Raw genomic sequence first — 17,523 nt, forward strand, 5'->3', positions numbered from 1 at the left:
CGGACGTGGTAGAAAAGGCCTGGATAGAATTTAAAGATATTGTGACAGACAGCGGGGACGGCACGGTGTTCTATGTGCCGTTCAATCCGACAGAACTGAACTTTGAGGCGGGGGCAGAGAAAGATGAGGAAAAGAAAACTGGCGCGCGCGGAATGAATGTGCGCCTCAGGATGAAGCTTATCTTCGATAAAAGCCTTGAGATGGAGAGTGTGCAGGAGGATACGCAGCGTTTTCTCAGCGCGGCCAGAGACCCGCTGAAAAGACGGGTGCTCTTTCAGTGGAACAAAATATTTTTTGACGGACTGCTGGAGCGGATGTCCGCAGTTTATGAGATGTTCACGGAAGACGGCCATCCGGTGCGGGCAAGGGTCGATCTGACGATCGCCGGCAGAAGCGGCAGTATGGCCGAGGAGGAATGGTACAAAGACTACAGAGAATTATTTTTCTCAAAGAGGTTTGACAAATGTTAAAAAAAGCAGTGCTTACAGTGCCGGGAGAAAAAGGTGATTTTCATTCCCTGGAGGTACAGTATAACCCGTCCACTCTGAACCTGTCGGTCTCAGCCAGGTCAGCCGCTTATGAAAACCCGCAGACGCATAAGATGCACGATCAGGTGGACCAGAATACGGACAGCGGCGAGCTTACTCTGTCCTTTGATCTGGTCATAGATGATGACGGGGGCCGGGATGTGAGAAAGACGCTCCAGGGATTTCTCGGCATGATGTTTCAGGAGAGTTCGAGAAAAATTGCCTTCGGGTGGGGAGACATGAATTTTGAAGGTTCGCTGGAGCACATAAATGCTTCTTTTGACATGTTTGACAGCAGCGGAACGCCAGTCAGAGGAAAAGTGCATATGGAGATCGCACAGCGGGACTTTAAAGGGGTGGTTAATGATGAATTACGACAGCCTTAAAAATGTGTACGGGAACTTTCAGCTGCCGAAGGCAGAGGTTTTAGTGGAAGGAAAAAGCTTTGGGGAGAACAGGGCGGGAATGCTTATTGATGAGGTGCGGGTGGAGTTAAGCTGTGGATTTGAAGCGGCAGAAGCTGTATTTTGCATCACCGGCTGTGTGGACCTGGACACCGGAATGTATAAAACAAAAGAGCTTAAGCCGTTCATACTGCTTGGTTCTTATGTGCTGATCAAAATGGGATACCGGTCCGGGACAAAAGAAGTGTTCCGGGGGTTTATCTCACGCACGGAATTTGTGAATGAGGACGGCACTCCGTCTGTGGAGGTGACCTCCGTGGATGTGAAAGGTATTATGATGGCAAATACGTATGCCAGACAGCTGAAGGCGAGATATGTCAGCGACGCGGTCAGAGAGCTTTTTGATAAACCGTCCTATCAGGAACTGTCCGCCCGGGGCATCATCGGGAAGCTGGACATCCCGCCTACCCCGGATAAGACAAGAGGAGAGGCAGATAAAAATCTTGTATCCATAGAAATGGTGTCGGAAAGTGATTATGAGTTTGCCGTCAGATGGGCAAGGAGAAGCGGCTGTGAGTTTTATACCTCTCTAGGGACAGTACGTTTCAGAAAAGCCCGCTCGGATGAAAAGACTTATTTTACGCTGGGACCGGGGGACGGCATGACGCAGTACCGTATATCGTATGATGTGAGCCCTCTGGCGGGCAAGGCAGAGATACGGGGGATGGAAGACGGCAGAGGAGAGGTCATAAAGGCAAAAAAGAAGATAAGCCGCCGCATATCTCTTGGCAATTACGCCGGAAAGCTTGTTGACCAGTCTGAAAAAATATATATAGACAGCACGCTGCGCTCAAAAGAAGAGGCGGCGGAGCGGCTCGAATATCTGGCGGAACGGACGGCATACCGGTTCGGGACATTTGAATGTGAATGTGTGGGAGTGCCGGAACTTCTGCCGGGAAGGTATATAGAAGTAGAGGGGCTTGGAAGTCCGGCAGACAACCGTTTCTATGTGGAAGAGGTCCTGCACAGCATGGACAGTCTGTCCGGCTACAGGTGCCGTATAAAGGGAAGAACGGATAAGTTAAAAGACTGACGGAGGAGGAGCATATGTCTTTTTATGACGAGATGGAAGCGATCAGCATGGGGCAGATGAGCAGGATGGAAAACGGGGGTGAACGGATATATGGCGTCGTTCTTGGCATTGTAGTCGAGAATTACAAAAAGGAACTGCCCGGTATGGTACAAGTACAGATACCGGTCCGGGACGAAGAAAATTCCATATACCGGTGGGCCAAAACGGCCCATATGTACAGCGGCAGGGAATGGGGGCAGTACATTCAGCCGGAGATCGGAGATCAGGTTCTGCTCGTCTTTGAACACGGCAATATCGAGCGTCCCTTTATCATCGGTTCTGTGCCGAGGAACAACGACAAGTTTATCAGCCAGTCTTCAAAAGAGCAGAACGAGACGAAGCGGATCGTCTCCAGGCATGGAAATGAGATCTCCATTGCGGACGTCAAGGACAGCGACGGGGAAAAAGACAGCATCCGGATACAGACGAGCGGCGGAGGACAGAGTATTTCTCTTGAAAATGAGAAAAGCCAGATCGTGATAAAAGCAGAAGAAAAGCTCATTTTCAAGGTGGGCGACTCTATCACTGTAACATTGAACGGAAAAAGCGGAAAGGTCACGATAGATGCCAAACAGGTAAATATCAGCGCCAGCGATTCCATGAAGTATGAGACGGACGGGGCAGCCACTCTGTCCGGCCAGAATACGGTCATAAAGGCATCCACAGGACTGAAGCTTGAGAGCAACGGGATGGCGTCGGTGAAGGGCAGTGCAGTGAACATCGGGTAGACAGGGCATGCGCCGTCAAATGAGCCGGTGTAAATACAGGAGGAAGAGGATGGAGGAGAAGATACAGCTGGGAAGAGGGATGAAATTTCCTCCGCAGATCGATCTGACCACAGGAAGATTCGTGACAGCGGATGAAGAGCAGAGTGTGAAGGATTCGGTGTATCTGATCCTGATGACGCAGAAAGGGGAACGCCCGGTGAGACCGGAGTTTGGCAGCAGGATATTATCTTATCCGTTTACGGACACAAACCCGACGACGCTGCACGTGCTGGAACGCCAGGTGAAGGAGACGCTGCTGACGCAGGAGCCGAGAATAGCGGACGTGGAAGTGCAGACTGAGTTCAGGTCAGAGGAAGCCTGTCTGTACATACATATTCGCTATACACTCGTTCAGACAGGGGCCGAAAACAGTCTTACGATCCCTATGGAGACGGCATAAGGAGGAGAGAAAAGCAATGCTGGATGGAAGAAGAAAAAATGAGATCTGTGCGCAGATAAAGACACTTGCCTCTTCGTACACACCAGAGTGGAATTTTTCGCTTGAAAAACCTGACACAGGCTCTGTGCTGGCCGGTATATTTGCAGAACAGCTGGAAACGGCCATACAGGAGTATAATGCGCTGCCGGCCAGATATGAGGAAGAGCTGGTCCGGATGCTAGGGGTCACCCCGAAAAGACCGGAACCGGCCAGAGCCGTGATCGTCCTGGAACCGTCGGCTGGAATGCAGGAAGGGATCCAGGTGCCAAAGGGAAGCCGGTTTTATGCGGAGAGAGCGGAGCGGGACACGCCGGTGATCTTTGAATCGTCCCATGATCTGTATGTGACGGATGCCAGGATCACAGCGGCATTTGCCATATCGGCAGATGAAAAGACAGTCGTCCCTCTCTGTACAGAAGAGGGAGTCGTCACGTATCCGATGTCTCTGTTTTGTTTTAAGCCTCATATCCCATATACGAATGAACTGCATATCCGCCATCCATGGCTGTTTCGCGGTGAGCTGTCAGAGTTTTCTGTCTGTTTTGGGAGCAAAGCGGCCGCCGGGCGTCTGATGGATGAAGATGAATTTGCTTTTTCCTTTCTTACGTCGGGGGGCAGAGTTCCTGTAAAGAAGAAACGGCAGAACGGCGCAAGTATTGATATCTGTCAGGGGGCAGACAGTGACACGCTTGTCATTGAGCGAAAGACGGTGCGGGAGGATGAGATTTTTCTTCCGTCCGTTTATTTTACGGCAGGCCGTCAGTCTGCAGCCCTGGATTATATTTATGACGGAGAGCAGGAAATAACAGGGGATGCGGCGGCAGTTTTCGGGGAGGAACTGTCTTTATACAAAGAGTGCTATATAGGGTTCGACAGCGGCCTTATTCAGGAAGGGACTGATATTTCGCTGGAGTTCGGACTGGAATTCAAAGTGCGCGAGGTGAGAGAGAACGCGTCAAAAGAAGAGGAACTGAAGCTGGTGAAGCGCAGGCCTGACCCGAGGCTTGAAGAGCGGACGGCAGACGTATATATACAGGAAGTGTCATTTTCCTATTACAATGGACATGGATTTCGCAGACTTCCGGTCAGCAGGAGATGCTCAGACCTCTTTTCCGGAGCGGACAATACGGGCAGGCGCGCCATAGAATTTTCCTGTCCGGATGACTGGACTGAGATGGAGCAGGAGGGCTGCAGAGGATATATGATACGGTTTCAGATCATGAAGGCCGACTACTGCTACCACCGGCCCGGAAGACATCACTATCCGTATCTGACAAACATGCGGGCCGTGTATTCACAGAGAGAAAAGGAACTCTGGCCTGCACAGGCGGTGCGTGTGCAGGGAAAGAAAGAGACGGATGTGACCGGATATATACAGAGGAGAAAGCCGTTGCCCGCTTTTTTAAAGTTCCCGTACCGGGGGGAAAGCATGCTGTTTGGTTTTGACCGGAAACCGGCAGGAGGCCCCATAAGTCTTTACTTTATCATCAGAAAGAATATAAATTTCAGCGGCATACAGGCTGTCTTTGAATATTCTTCGCCAAAAGGCTTTCAGCCGCTGAAGGTCCTGAACAACACGGAGGATCTGAAAAACTCGGGAACTGTTCTTTTTGTGCCCCCTTCCAATATGGCCGAGATGGACATTGAAGGAAAGACACGGTACTGGATCCGCCTGACCTCCAGAAGACCGGCGGATGTAAGGACAGTGCTTCCCATAGCGGAGCATATCTATATGAATGGGACAGAAGTTCTTAATATTGAGCGGAGCCAGCCGAAGGAGCAGTATGTAGAGCAGATCGCTCCGGATATGGCATTTCCTGCTCCGGCATCTCAGCTTCTGGATGTCCGTATCGAGTCGAGGGAGAGAGGGAGGCTGGTCCGGTGGAGTGAGACGGATTCTTTTGACAGCCCGGCTTCCGGTGACAGATATTATGTGGTGGACAGAAGCGGACAGAGAGTCGTGTTCGGCGACGGGCGGAGTGGGAGGATTCCGAGGAACACAGAAGGACCTGCATTTACAATGGAGATACAAAGCTGTGACGGTGCAGAGGGAAACGTCCCCGAAAATGCCATAGACAACGCGGCTTTTCCGCTGCCGAACGTGGAGCGGATATTTAATCCGCTTAAAGCGTCCGGCGGAAGCAATCTGGAAGAGCCGGACAGTGTGAAACGGCGGGGAAGAGTGCTGATGGGAACCGGAGGCCGGCTCGTATCCGAGCAGGATTATGTAAATGCGGCAAAAGCATATTCCAATCTGGTAGCGAATGCATGGTGTAAGGTAGAGGGGCGCCGCATCACGCTGGCAGTCCTCATGCAGGACTACGAGTCGGGCCCCCACTCCTTCCGGCAGATAAAAGACAGTCTTGCAGGCTGTCTGCTTACGATGGCGCCTGCGTCCGTGAGGAAAAAGGATCTGATCATAAAAGAACCGGTGTTTGTGAACGTGTCTGTCGAACTGTGGATCCGGGTGGAAGAATGGAAACGGGCGCTGGAGGAGCGGGGCAGGATACTGGAGGGGCTGTACCGCCTTTTCCGCCCGGTGAGACGCAATGGCCGCACGGAGCCGGGAACCGGTTATATGCCGAGGGAATCCCAGATTCTCATGGCAGTGCGTTCCTTTTCACCCGACGCGAGAATTGAGCATTCTAATATTACCGTGTCGTATGCGGATGAAAAGGGGAGGCACAGGACAGAACTTGGACAGCTTAAACAGACACCGTTCATGGTGTGTGTAAACGGGACTCATGAGGTGCATGTATGTTAGAAGAATTGGAACAAGTGGTCGAAGAGGCCATGGCCTGGGCAGGCATCTGCTCGCAGGAGTGGACGAATATGAATCCCTCGGATCCGGGGGTCACTATACTGGAGAATCTGTCGGCGCTCCATCTCGTACAGAAGGAGGCGGCAGGACAGGTGACCGATGAAGCAAGGCTCGCGATCCTGAGGCTTGCCGGATTTACACGGCAGGAGGCGGAAAATGCCCGGCTTCTGGTGGCGCCGGCAGAGCCGCAGGAACCTGCGTCGTTTCCGAAACATCAGAAGTTCTATGTGAACGACGTCTGTTTTGAGACCGAGGAGGCGGTGCAGGAGCTTCAGGGACGTCTTCTCGGAGTATATGTAAAGGAACAGGACAAATACAGGGAACTGAGGGAACTGAAGGAGGGGGTGCCCCTGAATGCCCGGCCTTTTGGCAGCCGCCCGGAGGCGGGCGACGCAGTATATTTCCTCTTTCAAAACCTTCCCGTGTCCGGGGACACAAAGCTGCGGCTGTATATACAGGTAAAGAAGTCCGTAAGGAGGAATCCGTTTTCCGAAGAGGAACCGGTAGAATTTGCCAGGATGCAGTGGAGCTGTCTTGGAAGCTCCGGCTTTGAAGACATTCTTTTTCAGGACGACACGCACGGATTCCTGCAGAGCGGAGAGATCGGCCTCTGTCTGGATACCGTACAGCCGGTAAAAACGCGGGTGGGCGCGAAGGAAGGATATATGCTCTGCTGCCGTATCGCGGAGGCTGATTACGACAGAGCGCCGGAGATCGCCGCTGTGTACGGACCGTTGTTTCCGCTCATACAGAGGGATACATGGTCTTTTTCGGCTCAGTTTGACGGGGGCGGGGATATCAGATTGTATCCTGTTTTTCCGGAGGAAATGTTTCTTATGGTATATGTGAGGGAGCCGGGAAGCGCCCATTACGTCATCTACGGAGAGGCGCCGGGACGGGAAGAGGAAATATGCGGCGCCAAGGATCGCGCGGGCGGGGCTGGTAATGCGGCGCATGGTAGATATTATGTCAGGACAAAAGGGCAGGGTGGGGAGATCCATATCCGGTTTCAGGAGGAGGTCTTTGGATACGGACCTGCGAAGGAGCCGGGGGCAGTGACCGTCGTCTGCTGCAACCGGCATATGATGCTGCACCGGGAGCTTGGCATACTGGCAGGATATGACGATCAGTATGTGGACTGTCCTCCGGGCGGGGAGGCAGATGAAAAGGCGGTCTGCCTCGGAGTGAGACGCAGGGACGGCGCATCCGGCGAAGCATACCGCTTTTTTCCGCCCGGTATCCAAAGGGAAGACAGTATATATTACATTTACGACGAGGACAGAAGACAGATCTGTATCCGTGATGCAGGGCCGTACAGAGGGTGCGAAGCATTTCTGTCGGACTATGCGGTGTCTGTGTGGGAGGCTGGAAATATACGTTTCGGCAATATGCTCGTATCCGTCGGCGGAAATGATAATATATGCGTGAAAAACCCGGTAAAAGGGACAGAAGGACGGCGGAAAGAATCTTTACACGATGTGAGAAAACGCTTTCTGAAAGATATGAAAACTCCGGTCACGGCGGTGACGGAAGAAGACTACGAGCTGCTTGCGATGCAGGTGCCGGGCTTATGTATCCGTAAGGCCCGCGCCTATTATGAGGAGCAGAAGGAGCGTATATGTGTGGTCGTCATGCCGCGGACAGAAGTATCATTTCCCGCCCTGTCTTCCCTTTACAGAAGACATATTTATAATTATCTGGATAAACGAAGGCTGATCACCGACAAGGTGACCGTAAAGGAGCCGGCCTATACCCCGGTGAGCGTATATGTGACAGTATCTGTGAGAGACCGGGAAAGCTGGAATGTGAAACGGGTCAGACAGGAAATAGCAGAAGAGCTGGATGACAGGAGAAACAGGAGAAAGATAGGGCAGAACATTTCATTCGACCGCCTTTCCTCCAGAATACGCTCGTGCCCGGGTGCAGGGCATATACTGGAACTCAAGGTCGTTCCCGCGGGCGTGCCGGGCAGGCTTATCCGGTCCGGCGCGGACATCCCCATACCGCCGGACGCCGCGTGTTATCCGGGGGAGATCATAATACGTGAGGAGTAACGGAGCATGAAGAGATATTCCATAGACGGCAGATTTACAGCGGATGCAGGCAGGGAAGCAAAACGTATATTCCTGCCGGTGACAGACAGTATGGAAAAGAATACAGTATGGGGACGTCTGCATGTCAAAATGCAGCTGCCGGCGAAAGGGCTGTGCCACGTTTATGTAATGGCCGGCAACGAAAAGGATGACATAGAACGTCTGCTGAATGACAGGGCGGAACCGGAAGAGAAGAAGGCGGAACTGTTTGATGCATATGGCAGAAAAGCAGGAACAAACAGCGAAAATATGCTGTTGTACGAAGTACAGGGCCGTTTTCTGTGGATCTATATAGAGATACTCTGTTCCGGGAGCGGCGCGGTATACGATATATTCCTTGAGAATCCGGGTGATGAATTTATGCAGATGTTTCCGGAGGTATATCGGGAACCGGGCGGATTTTTTCAGCGCTATCTGTCTGTGCTGTCCACCTTATACCGTGATATGCAGCGGAAAATAGACGGAAGCGCCGGTCTGCTGGACGAAGCGTCTGCGGACCGGGACCTTGTCCGTCTCTATATGCGGTGGATGGGGTTCGACGGAGCGCGCCTCGGGCTTACGGAGAAGGAAGAAAGAGCCCTGCTTGGGAACTTGTACTGGCTGAACCGGAGAAAGGGGACAAAGGCGGCAATACTGAAGCTGTGCGCTATATTTATGGAAGAAGAGCCGATGATACTGCTTATGGAGGACAGAGAACTGTATCTTGCATTCAGAGAGGCAGTGCCGGAAAAAGCGAAAAAACTGTCAAATATACTAAGGTGGTTTCTCCCGGCCGGCATCCGCGTCCGTATCATATGCGGCCAGGAGCCGGCCCGCTGCGGCGGGCACTTCTTCCTGGATATCAACAGCAGCATAGACACCCTCCCCGCCGGCGCACTGGACACTGCCCGGCAGTGCGGCCGCAGCATCATAATATAGCCCCAGCCGCTTCCTGCCGCCCAGACAGGGGAGCTGCCCCCGCACCTGCCACACCTGCCGCCCAGTCGGTAGGGTCTGCCTTTGCACCCACCACACCTGCCGCCCAGCCAAGGGGTCTGACCCCACATCCACAACCAACCCCATCCACATACTACAAGGGGTCTGACCCCACCCACCCGGCCACCTAAATCCTCACATACGAAAGGAATCCCCCTCAATATGACATACACAGCAATCGCAAAAGTCAGCGAGACTATAATGAATAACTTAAAGGAGCAGCTCGTCCCGGAGCTCGTCCGCTTCCCAGGGCAGATCGCGCTGTGCGCCCCGAACGAGAGGGAAAATGCCAGCCTCGGCATTTTTCTCTACGATATACAGGAGAGCGAATACCTCCGCCCGCAGACGATGATGAACGTCTCTGAAAGGCAGCAGAAATATCCGCCTATATACATCACGCTATTTTATATGATCACGGCGTATTCAGAAGGAGATGTCCGGTTCCGGTCCGTACAGGAAGAACGGATCCTCGGCAGAGTGATACAATATTTTCACGACTGTCCGTTCGTGCTTCCGCAGGAGAGCCAGACACGGATCGAGCTTCAGCGGATTTCCACGGAAGATAAGCTCAAGCTCTGGTCTTTTCCGGACGAGCCGTACAGGCTTTCGCTATATTACAAAGTGTCTCCCGTCCCGATCGAGTCCGCGGTGACAAAAGATGTGGTCAGGGTCAGGGAGCGCAAGGTAAACATGGAACGGATGGAGCGGCAGGATAACAACGGGAGATAGAAGAAAAATGGAAGATACAAGGTATGTGATCGAAGAAAAGCTGAAATATATACTCTGGACAGCAGAGACAAAGGAAAGCGCGCGTCCGGATGAGCCGGCCGTCTATCAGGAACAGGAAGACCAGATCTTCCGCCTGGAAGAACTGCGCACGGCCGGATCGCCAAGAATCGTGACAGTCCGGGGAAAGCAGGGCTGCGGCCGCAGGACACTCATTAGAAAGGTGGCGTCGCGCAGAAGGACGCAGCTTGTTTTTGCAGATATAGAGGCGTTATATCAGTGCTGTCTGGAGAACGGGAGTGCTGTATTTGATGTTCTCTCCGGTTTGATCGGGGGGATGAAAGCTATGTTCTGTCTCATCGCCGGCAGAGAGGAAAGTGATGAGGAACGGTGGAGTGAGCTTCTGTACGGTCTCGTCAGAGAAGGAATATCATGTTATGTACTGACGGACCGGGATATTGCATTGCCCCGGGAGGGGCGCTATGAGCAGGCTGAAATAAGGCTTCTGCCACCGGACATCTCCCAGAGAGTGATGCTGTGGAATTATTTTCTCGGCAGATCCAGGGTGTCCGGGGAGGTAAATGCGGCGTTTCTGGCCGGAAGATATACATTGAACGCAGGCGCCGTCGAACGGGTCGTACAGTCGGCAGGGCTATACCGGGACGCAGAAGGACGGGCGCTCACCGCGGAAAAGGACATCATAAAAGCGGTGGAAATGTACCAGAATGACAATTTCAGTGAGTTTGCCGTCCGGGTTCCGTCGGCGTTTACGTGGGAAGACCTTATTGTATCTGAGGAAACGCAGATGCGTCTTGCAGAGCTGTGCGGGCAGGTTAAATACAGAAGTCTCGTAGGCAGCCAGTGGGGATTTTACGATGGAAAACCGTATGGCAGAGGCGTCAGCGCCCTGTTTTTCGGACCATCGGGCACGGGTAAGACGATGGCAGCGCAGATCGTCGCCGGAGAACTCGGACTTGCGCTGTACCGGGTGGATATGTCACAGATGATGAGCAAATATATCGGAGAGACGCAGAAAAATATAAGCAGTCTGTTTGACCGGGCAAAGGAAATGAATATTGTGCTGCTCTTTGACGAGGCGGACGCTTTTTTTACAAAGCGGACCGGTGTGAAAGACTCCCATGACAGACATTCCAACGGGGAAGTGGCCCATCTGCTTCAGCGGATGGAAGAGTACGAAGGCATCTCCATACTGACGACAAATTTAAAGGACAATATGGACGAGGCCTTCAGACGGAGGATCAAGATGATGATAGAGTTCCAGCTGCCCGATGAAGCCGCGCGACGCAAATTGTGGGAGAAGGCGCTGCCGCCGAAGGCTCCTGTGGAGGCGGATGTGGACCTGGACTTCTATGCCAGGCAGTTCGAGCTCTCGGGAAGCGAGATCAAGGAGACGATGCTTAATGCCGCGTTTCTGGCCGCGCCGGAAGGCGGCAAGATAGCGGACCGGCATGTGAAGGCAGCGGTAAAGCAATGCTACCTCAAGTATGGGAAACTGATGCTTCCGGAGGAATTGGAAGGAAAGCTGTAGAAAGGAGGGGATACCATGGCGCAGGCTACTGTTGACGGCGCGGTGCTCACGTGCAGTTTCGGCACCGTGCCGTGCACGCTTCGTGTGACTTCGCAGCAGTCCTGTCTTGCGTGCGGCAGACCGGCGGCAACGATACAGGACATGGCGGGCAAAACGAATATATCCGGGTTTGGCATGTGTACCTCACTTGCAAATCCCCAGGTGGCGGCAGCCACAGCGGCCGCTCTCGGCGTTCTGACGCCGCAGCCGTGCAACTGTATGACAGCGGCGCCGTGGATAAATCCGGGAAAAGCACCGCTCGTAAAGAAGGTTCCGGGCCTTCGCAGTGACGCAAAGCTCATGTGCTTGAACGGGATGGGAGTGATCTCGATTACAGCGCCCGGGCAGTTTAAGGTGAATGTGTAGGTTACGCCGGCTCAGGACGGCAGAAAGGAAGTGTCGTATGTACGAGTACGAAGAAAAAAGAAAAACGCCTGTCAACAGAACCGGGATCCCGGACCACGTGAAAGCAAAGTTTGAGAACCGTTCCGGGTATTCCTTTGACGACGTTAAAGTACATTACAATTCCGAGCGGCCTGCACAGTTTCAGGCGCTCGCGTATACGCAGGGACAGAATGTGTACATAGGACCCGGACAGGAGCGGCATCTCGGGCATGAGCTGGGACATGTCGTGCAGCAGATGGAAGGCAGAGTCAGGCCTACGATGCAGGTGAACGGGGAGGCGGTGAACGATGACCCGGGACTTGAGCGGGAGGCGGACGGCTGGTAGAAGCGGGAGGGGATCAGATAGGTATACGTATGGGAGGCAGGCAGATGAAGAAAAAAATAGACGATTGGCTTGCATCTGTCTGCTGGACAAAAAGTAATCTGTTTTTCGGTCCGATAAAAAGAACCGATGACCCGGCCAAGGTACATCCGGGTGTGCCGCAGTTTGACGCTCATATGAAGAAAGGCAGACGAATGAGTATCCGCAGCGCTCATATAAAGTCGGCAGTATTTGACCAGGGGGGATTCAGAAGTGCCGTTTCTTCTGTGCCGGATTATACAGCAGAAGATATTACTGACGAAGAACTTAAAACGGTACTGCCCGGCGAAACGGTACCGGCGGGAACTGTCAGAGCAGATCTGCTGGGAAAGATAGATACTGTGGCTGATTATGTGGACGATGAATGGATTCCGTATCCGGCGCCGGCAGGAGGCTCGGCCGAACCTGATAGCGTTGCAAAAATCCTGGCGGGAGGGGATTATTTAAGAAGAGAAGAATGTACATTTACCTTTGCAATCAAGGATAACAGTAATGCAGTGATAACAAGGCGTGGAAAATATGATGGAGACAGGTTATATATAGAGGTTACAGCAGCTTCCATTATGGACTCTGTTGCGGTTCAATACAGACAGAGCAATTTTGCGGGAAAAAATCCGGAGGATAAGGTTGTTGCATTTCTTCTGGTGGGGGACGCACCGGTCAATGATGACGATGCAAGCAGCTGGAGGGCAGAGATTCCAATGCCGGCAGACTGTACCGTGGGGAATGCGGTGTTGATCTTCCGCAAGCTGGCGGGAAATGAGATACGCAAGGAGTTTAAGAACTTGTTTTTTAAGAGGGAAGCGCAGTAGTTCAGCATATGCGGCACACTGGTATTGCGGGAACCGCAAAAACATTTTATAATATGTAATCATAAACAAAAGATAAGACAGGAGGACGCCATGAGTAACCGGCTGACAGGATGGCTGAAGCACGGGCCTGATCTCAGGGATGCATACTTCATCTTTGCAGATGACGTCTTTACAGGCCACATGACCTACGGACAATTTACAACCCTTTTAAAATTTTATTTGTTGATCTATCGGAGGATTTTGATCGCAGATTCCTTTTTGGTCAACAATGCCCATCTGCACAGGTTCCTGCTGGAGGAAGGCCGGGAACTGCTTGAGAAAGGTCTCATTGTATTTGTTTTACGCTCGGATAAATCAAAAGTGAGCGATCTGCTGAATGATTTTAAAAAGAGCAAAACATTGAATGACGGACTTGAGACAGACAAAGTGAAGCGCATTTTAGACCATTATGATTTCAGGAAGACGATCAAGTGGGATAAAGAGAGGATATCGCAGAATTTTAATGATAAAATCTGCGCATCTTTGAACATGCTTCCTATTTCAGGTGAAGATGCACAGAAATTTGCAGAAGAGCTGGACGCTAAAAAAGCAAAGGGCTTGCTGACAAGACAGTTTGTCTATGATTATCTGGATAAACAATACGTTCCGTCTGATCCGGTGAGGCAGGTGATAAAGAAGTATACAGATATCATATACAGCTTTAACATTCCGAATGCGCTCCATGTTGCCTCTGCATACCCGGAGCGGCTGCTTTCAAATGAACTGCTCAGCCCGGAGAAGGTATTTTTCCAGCTTACAGATGAGAAAGATATAGAGGCACGTCTGCTGCATGAAATCAGTTACCAGTCGGAGGATCTGATATCTGAGGATACGATATCATGCGACCATCCGCTCATGTTCTATACAGCGGTGCTGAGCCGTCTCGGCGCCGGGGAGATCCTGGCGTTGAGGGAGATTGACAGTTTTGCAAAATACCTGGACGCGTTAAGGAGGAATGACTCTGAGGAGATGAAGTGGTATTTTTATAACTACTGCCAGGAGAGCAATAAGCTGGCAGCGGCGATGATCTCGAAGGATTATCATGATCTGAAGAAGAAGGGACACAAACTTTCTATCCGCTCGAAAGTTGAAAACACAGCAAAAGGGATCATCAGCTTCGGGCTTAATTTCGTCCCGTCACCTCACGAACTGCTCACGCCGCTGGCGGATACGTTCATAACAGGGGGAATCTCTCTCATCAGCCAGAAGGCGTCCCATGCACTGGAGAAAGAATATAACATCGGTCTGATCAACGCTTCGCGTGAGGCGCAAAAGCTGGCGGATCAGGACAAACATACGATACTAAATGAGACGGAAGATGTTTTTCAGATAAATAAGATCAGGGAGAATAGAAATGAAAGAAGTGTATAATAACGGATTCTATCAGGTGTTTGACGAGAAGGGTAGGATCAGAATAGAATCCGTAAACGGCGGTACGGTCGTCGTGCCTGTCACCGCCGAAGGCAAATATATCGTTCTGAAAATATACCGTCCCAATCTGCAGAAAATAATGCTGGAATTTCCGCGGGGATTTTTAGAGCCGGGCGAGGAGCCGGAGGCGGGTGCCAGGAGGGAGCTTATGGAAGAGATCGCCGGAACAGGGGATGAGTTCATTTCACTTGGCACAGCGACTTTGGACAGCGGTATCTCAGGTACGGCCAATCATTTTTTTCTCTGCAGGAATGCGTCGTGTGATGTTACAAGGCTGCAGGAGGAAGAGGGGATAAAGGAACTGCTTTTTCTGGGGGAGGAGGAGATGAAAGCCTATATCCGCGGAGGGGAGATCATGGATTCTTTTACTATCGTCGGTTTTGCAAAAGCGCTGGTCTTTACGGAGGATCAGTTACAATATTAAATAAGATAACGGGGATGAAAGAAAGACTTTGAGGAAACAAAACGGACTTGATCTATGTCGATTATTGTAGAATATTATAGTGTGAAATATCTGATTATATGATACAATATAGTTAAATTATGAAATATAAAAGGAGGATAGTTAAAAAAAACACAAAATGAGGAGGGAAAAATATGGCATTGATCAAGTGTCCGGAATGCGGAAGAGAAGTCAGTGATATGTCCGGTAGGTGTCCGGGCTGCGGTTATCCGATCCAGGAGGAAGGGACAAAAGAGAGTAGTGGTACAGAACAAAAGACCAATGGCAGCGATGAGAAAAAAGGTAAACGTGGTAGTAAAACAAAGAAGATAATAGCGGCCCTTATAGGAGCTTCGGTTGTTATAGCAATTATCGCGGGTATTGGTATTTCGAGTAAAAATGCTAAAATACGCGAACAACAAAAGGCAGAACAGAAAGAGATAATAACTTATAATGAATACGTTGATAAGCTTAATTCGCTTTATTCACAAGCTTTTAACGGTGCTTCAAACGCAGAAGCAATATGCGTATTAACTGGTAAAGTTTGGACAAATTCTATCTATGGTAAAAGTGATGAGGAAACGGATAAGTATACAGCAGGGGCCATTGACTTTAATGCTGCGATCCAGAATATATATAATGATGAGGAGATCAAGAAAAAATTAGACAATGTACGTGATATTCAGGAAAAATGCAGTAATTATATCCAGGCTCTTCAATCCTGTCCGGATGAACTGGGCAAGTGCTATGACGCGGCAGTACAGTTAAATACTGCATATACTGCATTTGCAGAGCTGGCTTTATCTCCAAGTGGAAATCTTACATCTTACAGAGATTCTGAGAGTAAAAAGGCAGAGGAATTGTTAAACGCATACAATACATTAGGCGCGATGATTCCGGCTAAAAAAGAGGTGCCTTTATATGATGATAAAGGGGATAAAATAAAAGATGAATTTGCGTTTGAAATATACTTGAATCAAAAGCCTGACAAATTGCCGGACACGGTTGATGATACGATGGCGAAGATTGGTTTGAATTCTTATAAAGACAGTGCCGTAGTGTGCGGGGAGGAAGGAACCATCAACTATACGATATTATCCGGCACGGTCTGTAATATCTGCTGGACTGTCGAAACACCTGGGGATACAACACCGGACAAGCTGTTAGAAAAACTAAGAGAAAGATATGGTAAGGAAAATACTAAAAAAGATAACACATACTTATGGAACAATGATAAAAATAAAGACAGCGTTACTTTAAAGGTCGAGAGTGATAAAGTAAGCATATCCTGGCTCAATATAAAAGACCAATTGTAATCTACATTTTTGTTTGTCGTAAGCGGGAGTGCTCTTTTGCATATTATGTTTTTTAATGAAACAAATATAGCATTAAGAGCTTCTTCCGTTATTTAATATAAAATATGGCATAAAGATATAAATTGGAATGAGTTATAGTATGAAGAAATGAGGAGGATAAACAATGTGGTGTACAAATTGCGGATATAAATTAGAAGAAAACGCAGAGGTGTGCAGTGTTTGCGGTACAAAGGTACGGAAACCGGGAGAAATTCCGGAAGGGGCAATTATGCAGGAGCAGCAAGCAGCGCCGGTTCAGGAAGAAAGTCAGGTTCCGGAAGAGAGCCAAGAGCAGGGAGAGAGTCAGGAGCAGGGCCGGGAATATTCTGAAGAAATGGAGCGCAGACAACAGGGCGGCGGGGAAAAGAATGCAAAAGACTGGAGAGGAATCTTAAAGAGACGCTGGGCAGAAATAGCGCTGGCACTGGCAGTGTTGATGATCATCGCATACATAGGCAGGGATAAGGAGTTAGAAGGAAGAATTGCGGAATATGAGGAAGAGATCCAGGAGTTGCTCGAAGAAAATGAAGGACTGGAGGATCGGGTAAGCGAGTTGTCAGATGAGGTTTACGAATTAGAAAATGGCGCTGGAGTTCAGCTGGTAGAAATCAGAAATGCATTTGATGATCAAAAGTGGAGGGATGTGATCGAACTGGCGGAGGATTTGCATGATAATTATAATGGGTCAGAAGAAGATAAAGAAGCACAGGAGCTTGCAAAGCAAAGTCAGGCAAAAATAGATGAAGCGGAGGCGGCGGAGGAAGCTAAAAAGGCTCAGGGGTATGAAACAGGGATTACATATGATCAGCTTTCCAGAACACCTGATGATTTCAAGAGGGAACTCGTTAAATACAGCGGCAAGGTTGTTCAGGTAATGGAAGGAGACTATGCGATCAGTATAAGACTTGCTATAAATGACAATTCTGAAACCATCATATATGGTTATTATCAATCGGAAATTGTATCAAAAAGGATTTTGGAAGGCGACCATATAACTGTATACGGCCGTTTTCAAGGAATAGAAACCTATGAGTCAATAACTGGAAAACCGATAAGTTTACCAAAAATTTCTATCGATAAAATTGATCAGTAGATAAATTAGATGTAAGGTTATGAGTTTTCCTTGAATTATCTGTCAAATAATGTTATATTTAATCTGTATCAGTATCTACAAATCTAATTAATAAGGGTTATAAGGAGGGAGAA

The 17,523-nt window shown here is 50.0% G+C and carries 17 protein-coding genes; all 17 read left to right on the forward strand.

Going from position 1 to position 17,523, the window contains the following annotated elements:
• Positions 1-5 precede the first annotated feature (5 nt).
• The 17 genes from LAJLEIBI_RS05715 to LAJLEIBI_RS05795 all read left to right on the forward strand — a co-directional run bounded on the left by LAJLEIBI_RS05715 (position 6) and on the right by LAJLEIBI_RS05795 (position 17,410).
• Entirely contained in the window at positions 6-470 is a 465-nt protein-coding gene (locus tag LAJLEIBI_RS05715; protein WP_006441981.1) for a CIS tube protein, read from the forward strand.
• Positions 464-913 (forward strand): CIS tube protein, encoded by a 450-nt coding sequence (locus tag LAJLEIBI_RS05720; protein WP_006441982.1) that lies wholly within the window; start codon positions 464-466, stop codon positions 911-913. Before LAJLEIBI_RS05715 ends, LAJLEIBI_RS05720 begins: the two co-directional genes overlap by 7 nt.
• On the forward strand, positions 891-2,024 hold the full coding sequence (locus LAJLEIBI_RS05725) for a phage late control D family protein (RefSeq protein WP_006441983.1): 1,134 nt from the start codon (positions 891-893) through the stop codon (positions 2,022-2,024). Before LAJLEIBI_RS05720 ends, LAJLEIBI_RS05725 begins: the two co-directional genes overlap by 23 nt.
• Before the next feature lie 14 nt (positions 2,025-2,038).
• Positions 2,039-2,791 (forward strand): phage baseplate assembly protein V, encoded by a 753-nt coding sequence (locus LAJLEIBI_RS05730; protein WP_006441984.1) that lies wholly within the window; start codon positions 2,039-2,041, stop codon positions 2,789-2,791.
• 49 nt (positions 2,792-2,840) lie between these two features.
• Entirely contained in the window at positions 2,841-3,230 is a 390-nt protein-coding gene (locus LAJLEIBI_RS05735; protein WP_006441985.1) for a GPW/gp25 family protein, read from the forward strand.
• Positions 3,231-3,246: 16 nt separating this feature from the next.
• The gene (locus LAJLEIBI_RS05740) at positions 3,247-6,033 is read left to right on the forward strand and encodes a baseplate J/gp47 family protein (RefSeq protein WP_006441986.1); all 2,787 of its coding nucleotides are present in this window, start codon (positions 3,247-3,249) and stop codon (positions 6,031-6,033) included.
• Positions 6,027-8,144 (forward strand): baseplate J/gp47 family protein, encoded by a 2,118-nt coding sequence (locus LAJLEIBI_RS05745; RefSeq protein WP_149301902.1) that lies wholly within the window; start codon positions 6,027-6,029, stop codon positions 8,142-8,144. Before LAJLEIBI_RS05740 ends, LAJLEIBI_RS05745 begins: the two co-directional genes overlap by 7 nt.
• A gap of 6 nt (positions 8,145-8,150) precedes the next feature.
• Positions 8,151-9,101 (forward strand): hypothetical protein, encoded by a 951-nt coding sequence (locus LAJLEIBI_RS05750; RefSeq protein ID WP_006443564.1) that lies wholly within the window; start codon positions 8,151-8,153, stop codon positions 9,099-9,101.
• Positions 9,102-9,320: 219 nt separating this feature from the next.
• Positions 9,321-9,887 carry a Pvc16 family protein gene (locus LAJLEIBI_RS05755; RefSeq protein ID WP_006443565.1) on the forward strand — a complete coding sequence of 189 codons (567 nt, stop codon included), beginning with the start codon at positions 9,321-9,323 and terminating at the stop codon, positions 9,885-9,887.
• Between the two features lie 7 nt (positions 9,888-9,894).
• The gene (locus tag LAJLEIBI_RS05760; RefSeq protein ID WP_006443566.1) at positions 9,895-11,433 is read left to right on the forward strand and encodes an ATP-binding protein; all 1,539 of its coding nucleotides are present in this window, start codon (positions 9,895-9,897) and stop codon (positions 11,431-11,433) included.
• 15 nt (positions 11,434-11,448) lie between these two features.
• A complete protein-coding gene (locus LAJLEIBI_RS05765; protein WP_006443567.1) occupies positions 11,449-11,838 on the forward strand; it encodes a DUF4280 domain-containing protein in 390 nt (129 codons plus the stop codon).
• A 37-nt stretch (positions 11,839-11,875) separates the two neighbouring features.
• Positions 11,876-12,202, forward strand: a complete 327-nt coding sequence (locus LAJLEIBI_RS05770; RefSeq protein ID WP_006443568.1) for an eCIS core domain-containing protein — start codon at positions 11,876-11,878, stop codon at positions 12,200-12,202.
• Between the two features lie 44 nt (positions 12,203-12,246).
• Positions 12,247-13,050 (forward strand): hypothetical protein, encoded by an 804-nt coding sequence (locus LAJLEIBI_RS05775; RefSeq protein WP_040435122.1) that lies wholly within the window; start codon positions 12,247-12,249, stop codon positions 13,048-13,050.
• Positions 13,051-13,140: 90 nt separating this feature from the next.
• Positions 13,141-14,460 carry a hypothetical protein gene (locus LAJLEIBI_RS05780; protein WP_040435123.1) on the forward strand — a complete coding sequence of 440 codons (1,320 nt, stop codon included), beginning with the start codon at positions 13,141-13,143 and terminating at the stop codon, positions 14,458-14,460.
• Positions 14,444-14,944 carry an NUDIX hydrolase gene (locus LAJLEIBI_RS05785; protein ID WP_006443571.1) on the forward strand — a complete coding sequence of 167 codons (501 nt, stop codon included), beginning with the start codon at positions 14,444-14,446 and terminating at the stop codon, positions 14,942-14,944. Before LAJLEIBI_RS05780 ends, LAJLEIBI_RS05785 begins: the two co-directional genes overlap by 17 nt.
• A gap of 173 nt (positions 14,945-15,117) precedes the next feature.
• The gene (locus LAJLEIBI_RS18325; RefSeq protein WP_006443572.1) at positions 15,118-16,278 is read left to right on the forward strand and encodes a TFIIB-type zinc ribbon-containing protein; all 1,161 of its coding nucleotides are present in this window, start codon (positions 15,118-15,120) and stop codon (positions 16,276-16,278) included.
• A 163-nt stretch (positions 16,279-16,441) separates the two neighbouring features.
• Complete coding sequence (locus tag LAJLEIBI_RS05795) at positions 16,442-17,410, forward strand: zinc ribbon domain-containing protein (protein ID WP_006443573.1); 969 nt, start codon at positions 16,442-16,444, stop codon at positions 17,408-17,410.
• Positions 17,411-17,523 lie beyond the last annotated feature (113 nt).

Source organism: [Clostridium] hylemonae DSM 15053, assembly GCF_008281175.1.
GTDB lineage: Bacteria > Bacillota > Clostridia > Lachnospirales > Lachnospiraceae > Extibacter > Extibacter hylemonae.

Excerpts from the sequence above, each read along its gene's own strand:
- LAJLEIBI_RS05730 (WP_006441984.1), top strand. The coding sequence starts at position 2,039 with ATGTCTTTTTATGACGAGATGGAAGCGATCAGCATGGGGCAGATGAGC.
- LAJLEIBI_RS05750 (WP_006443564.1), top strand. The coding sequence starts at position 8,151 with ATGAAGAGATATTCCATAGACGGCAGATTTACAGCGGATGCAGGCAGG.
- LAJLEIBI_RS05775 (WP_040435122.1), top strand. The coding sequence starts at position 12,247 with ATGAAGAAAAAAATAGACGATTGGCTTGCATCTGTCTGCTGGACAAAA.
- LAJLEIBI_RS05785 (WP_006443571.1), top strand. The coding sequence starts at position 14,444 with ATGAAAGAAGTGTATAATAACGGATTCTATCAGGTGTTTGACGAGAAG.
- LAJLEIBI_RS05780 (WP_040435123.1), top strand. The coding sequence starts at position 13,141 with ATGAGTAACCGGCTGACAGGATGGCTGAAGCACGGGCCTGATCTCAGG.
- LAJLEIBI_RS05745 (WP_149301902.1), top strand. The coding sequence starts at position 6,027 with ATGTTAGAAGAATTGGAACAAGTGGTCGAAGAGGCCATGGCCTGGGCA.
- LAJLEIBI_RS05770 (WP_006443568.1), top strand. The coding sequence starts at position 11,876 with ATGTACGAGTACGAAGAAAAAAGAAAAACGCCTGTCAACAGAACCGGG.
- LAJLEIBI_RS18325 (WP_006443572.1), top strand. The coding sequence starts at position 15,118 with ATGGCATTGATCAAGTGTCCGGAATGCGGAAGAGAAGTCAGTGATATG.
- LAJLEIBI_RS05765 (WP_006443567.1), top strand. The coding sequence starts at position 11,449 with ATGGCGCAGGCTACTGTTGACGGCGCGGTGCTCACGTGCAGTTTCGGC.
- LAJLEIBI_RS05760 (WP_006443566.1), top strand. The coding sequence starts at position 9,895 with ATGGAAGATACAAGGTATGTGATCGAAGAAAAGCTGAAATATATACTC.
- LAJLEIBI_RS05725 (WP_006441983.1), top strand. The coding sequence starts at position 891 with ATGATGAATTACGACAGCCTTAAAAATGTGTACGGGAACTTTCAGCTG.
- LAJLEIBI_RS05740 (WP_006441986.1), top strand. The coding sequence starts at position 3,247 with ATGCTGGATGGAAGAAGAAAAAATGAGATCTGTGCGCAGATAAAGACA.
- LAJLEIBI_RS05755 (WP_006443565.1), top strand. The coding sequence starts at position 9,321 with ATGACATACACAGCAATCGCAAAAGTCAGCGAGACTATAATGAATAAC.
- LAJLEIBI_RS05720 (WP_006441982.1), top strand. The coding sequence starts at position 464 with ATGTTAAAAAAAGCAGTGCTTACAGTGCCGGGAGAAAAAGGTGATTTT.
- LAJLEIBI_RS05795 (WP_006443573.1), top strand. The coding sequence starts at position 16,442 with ATGTGGTGTACAAATTGCGGATATAAATTAGAAGAAAACGCAGAGGTG.
- LAJLEIBI_RS05735 (WP_006441985.1), top strand. The coding sequence starts at position 2,841 with ATGGAGGAGAAGATACAGCTGGGAAGAGGGATGAAATTTCCTCCGCAG.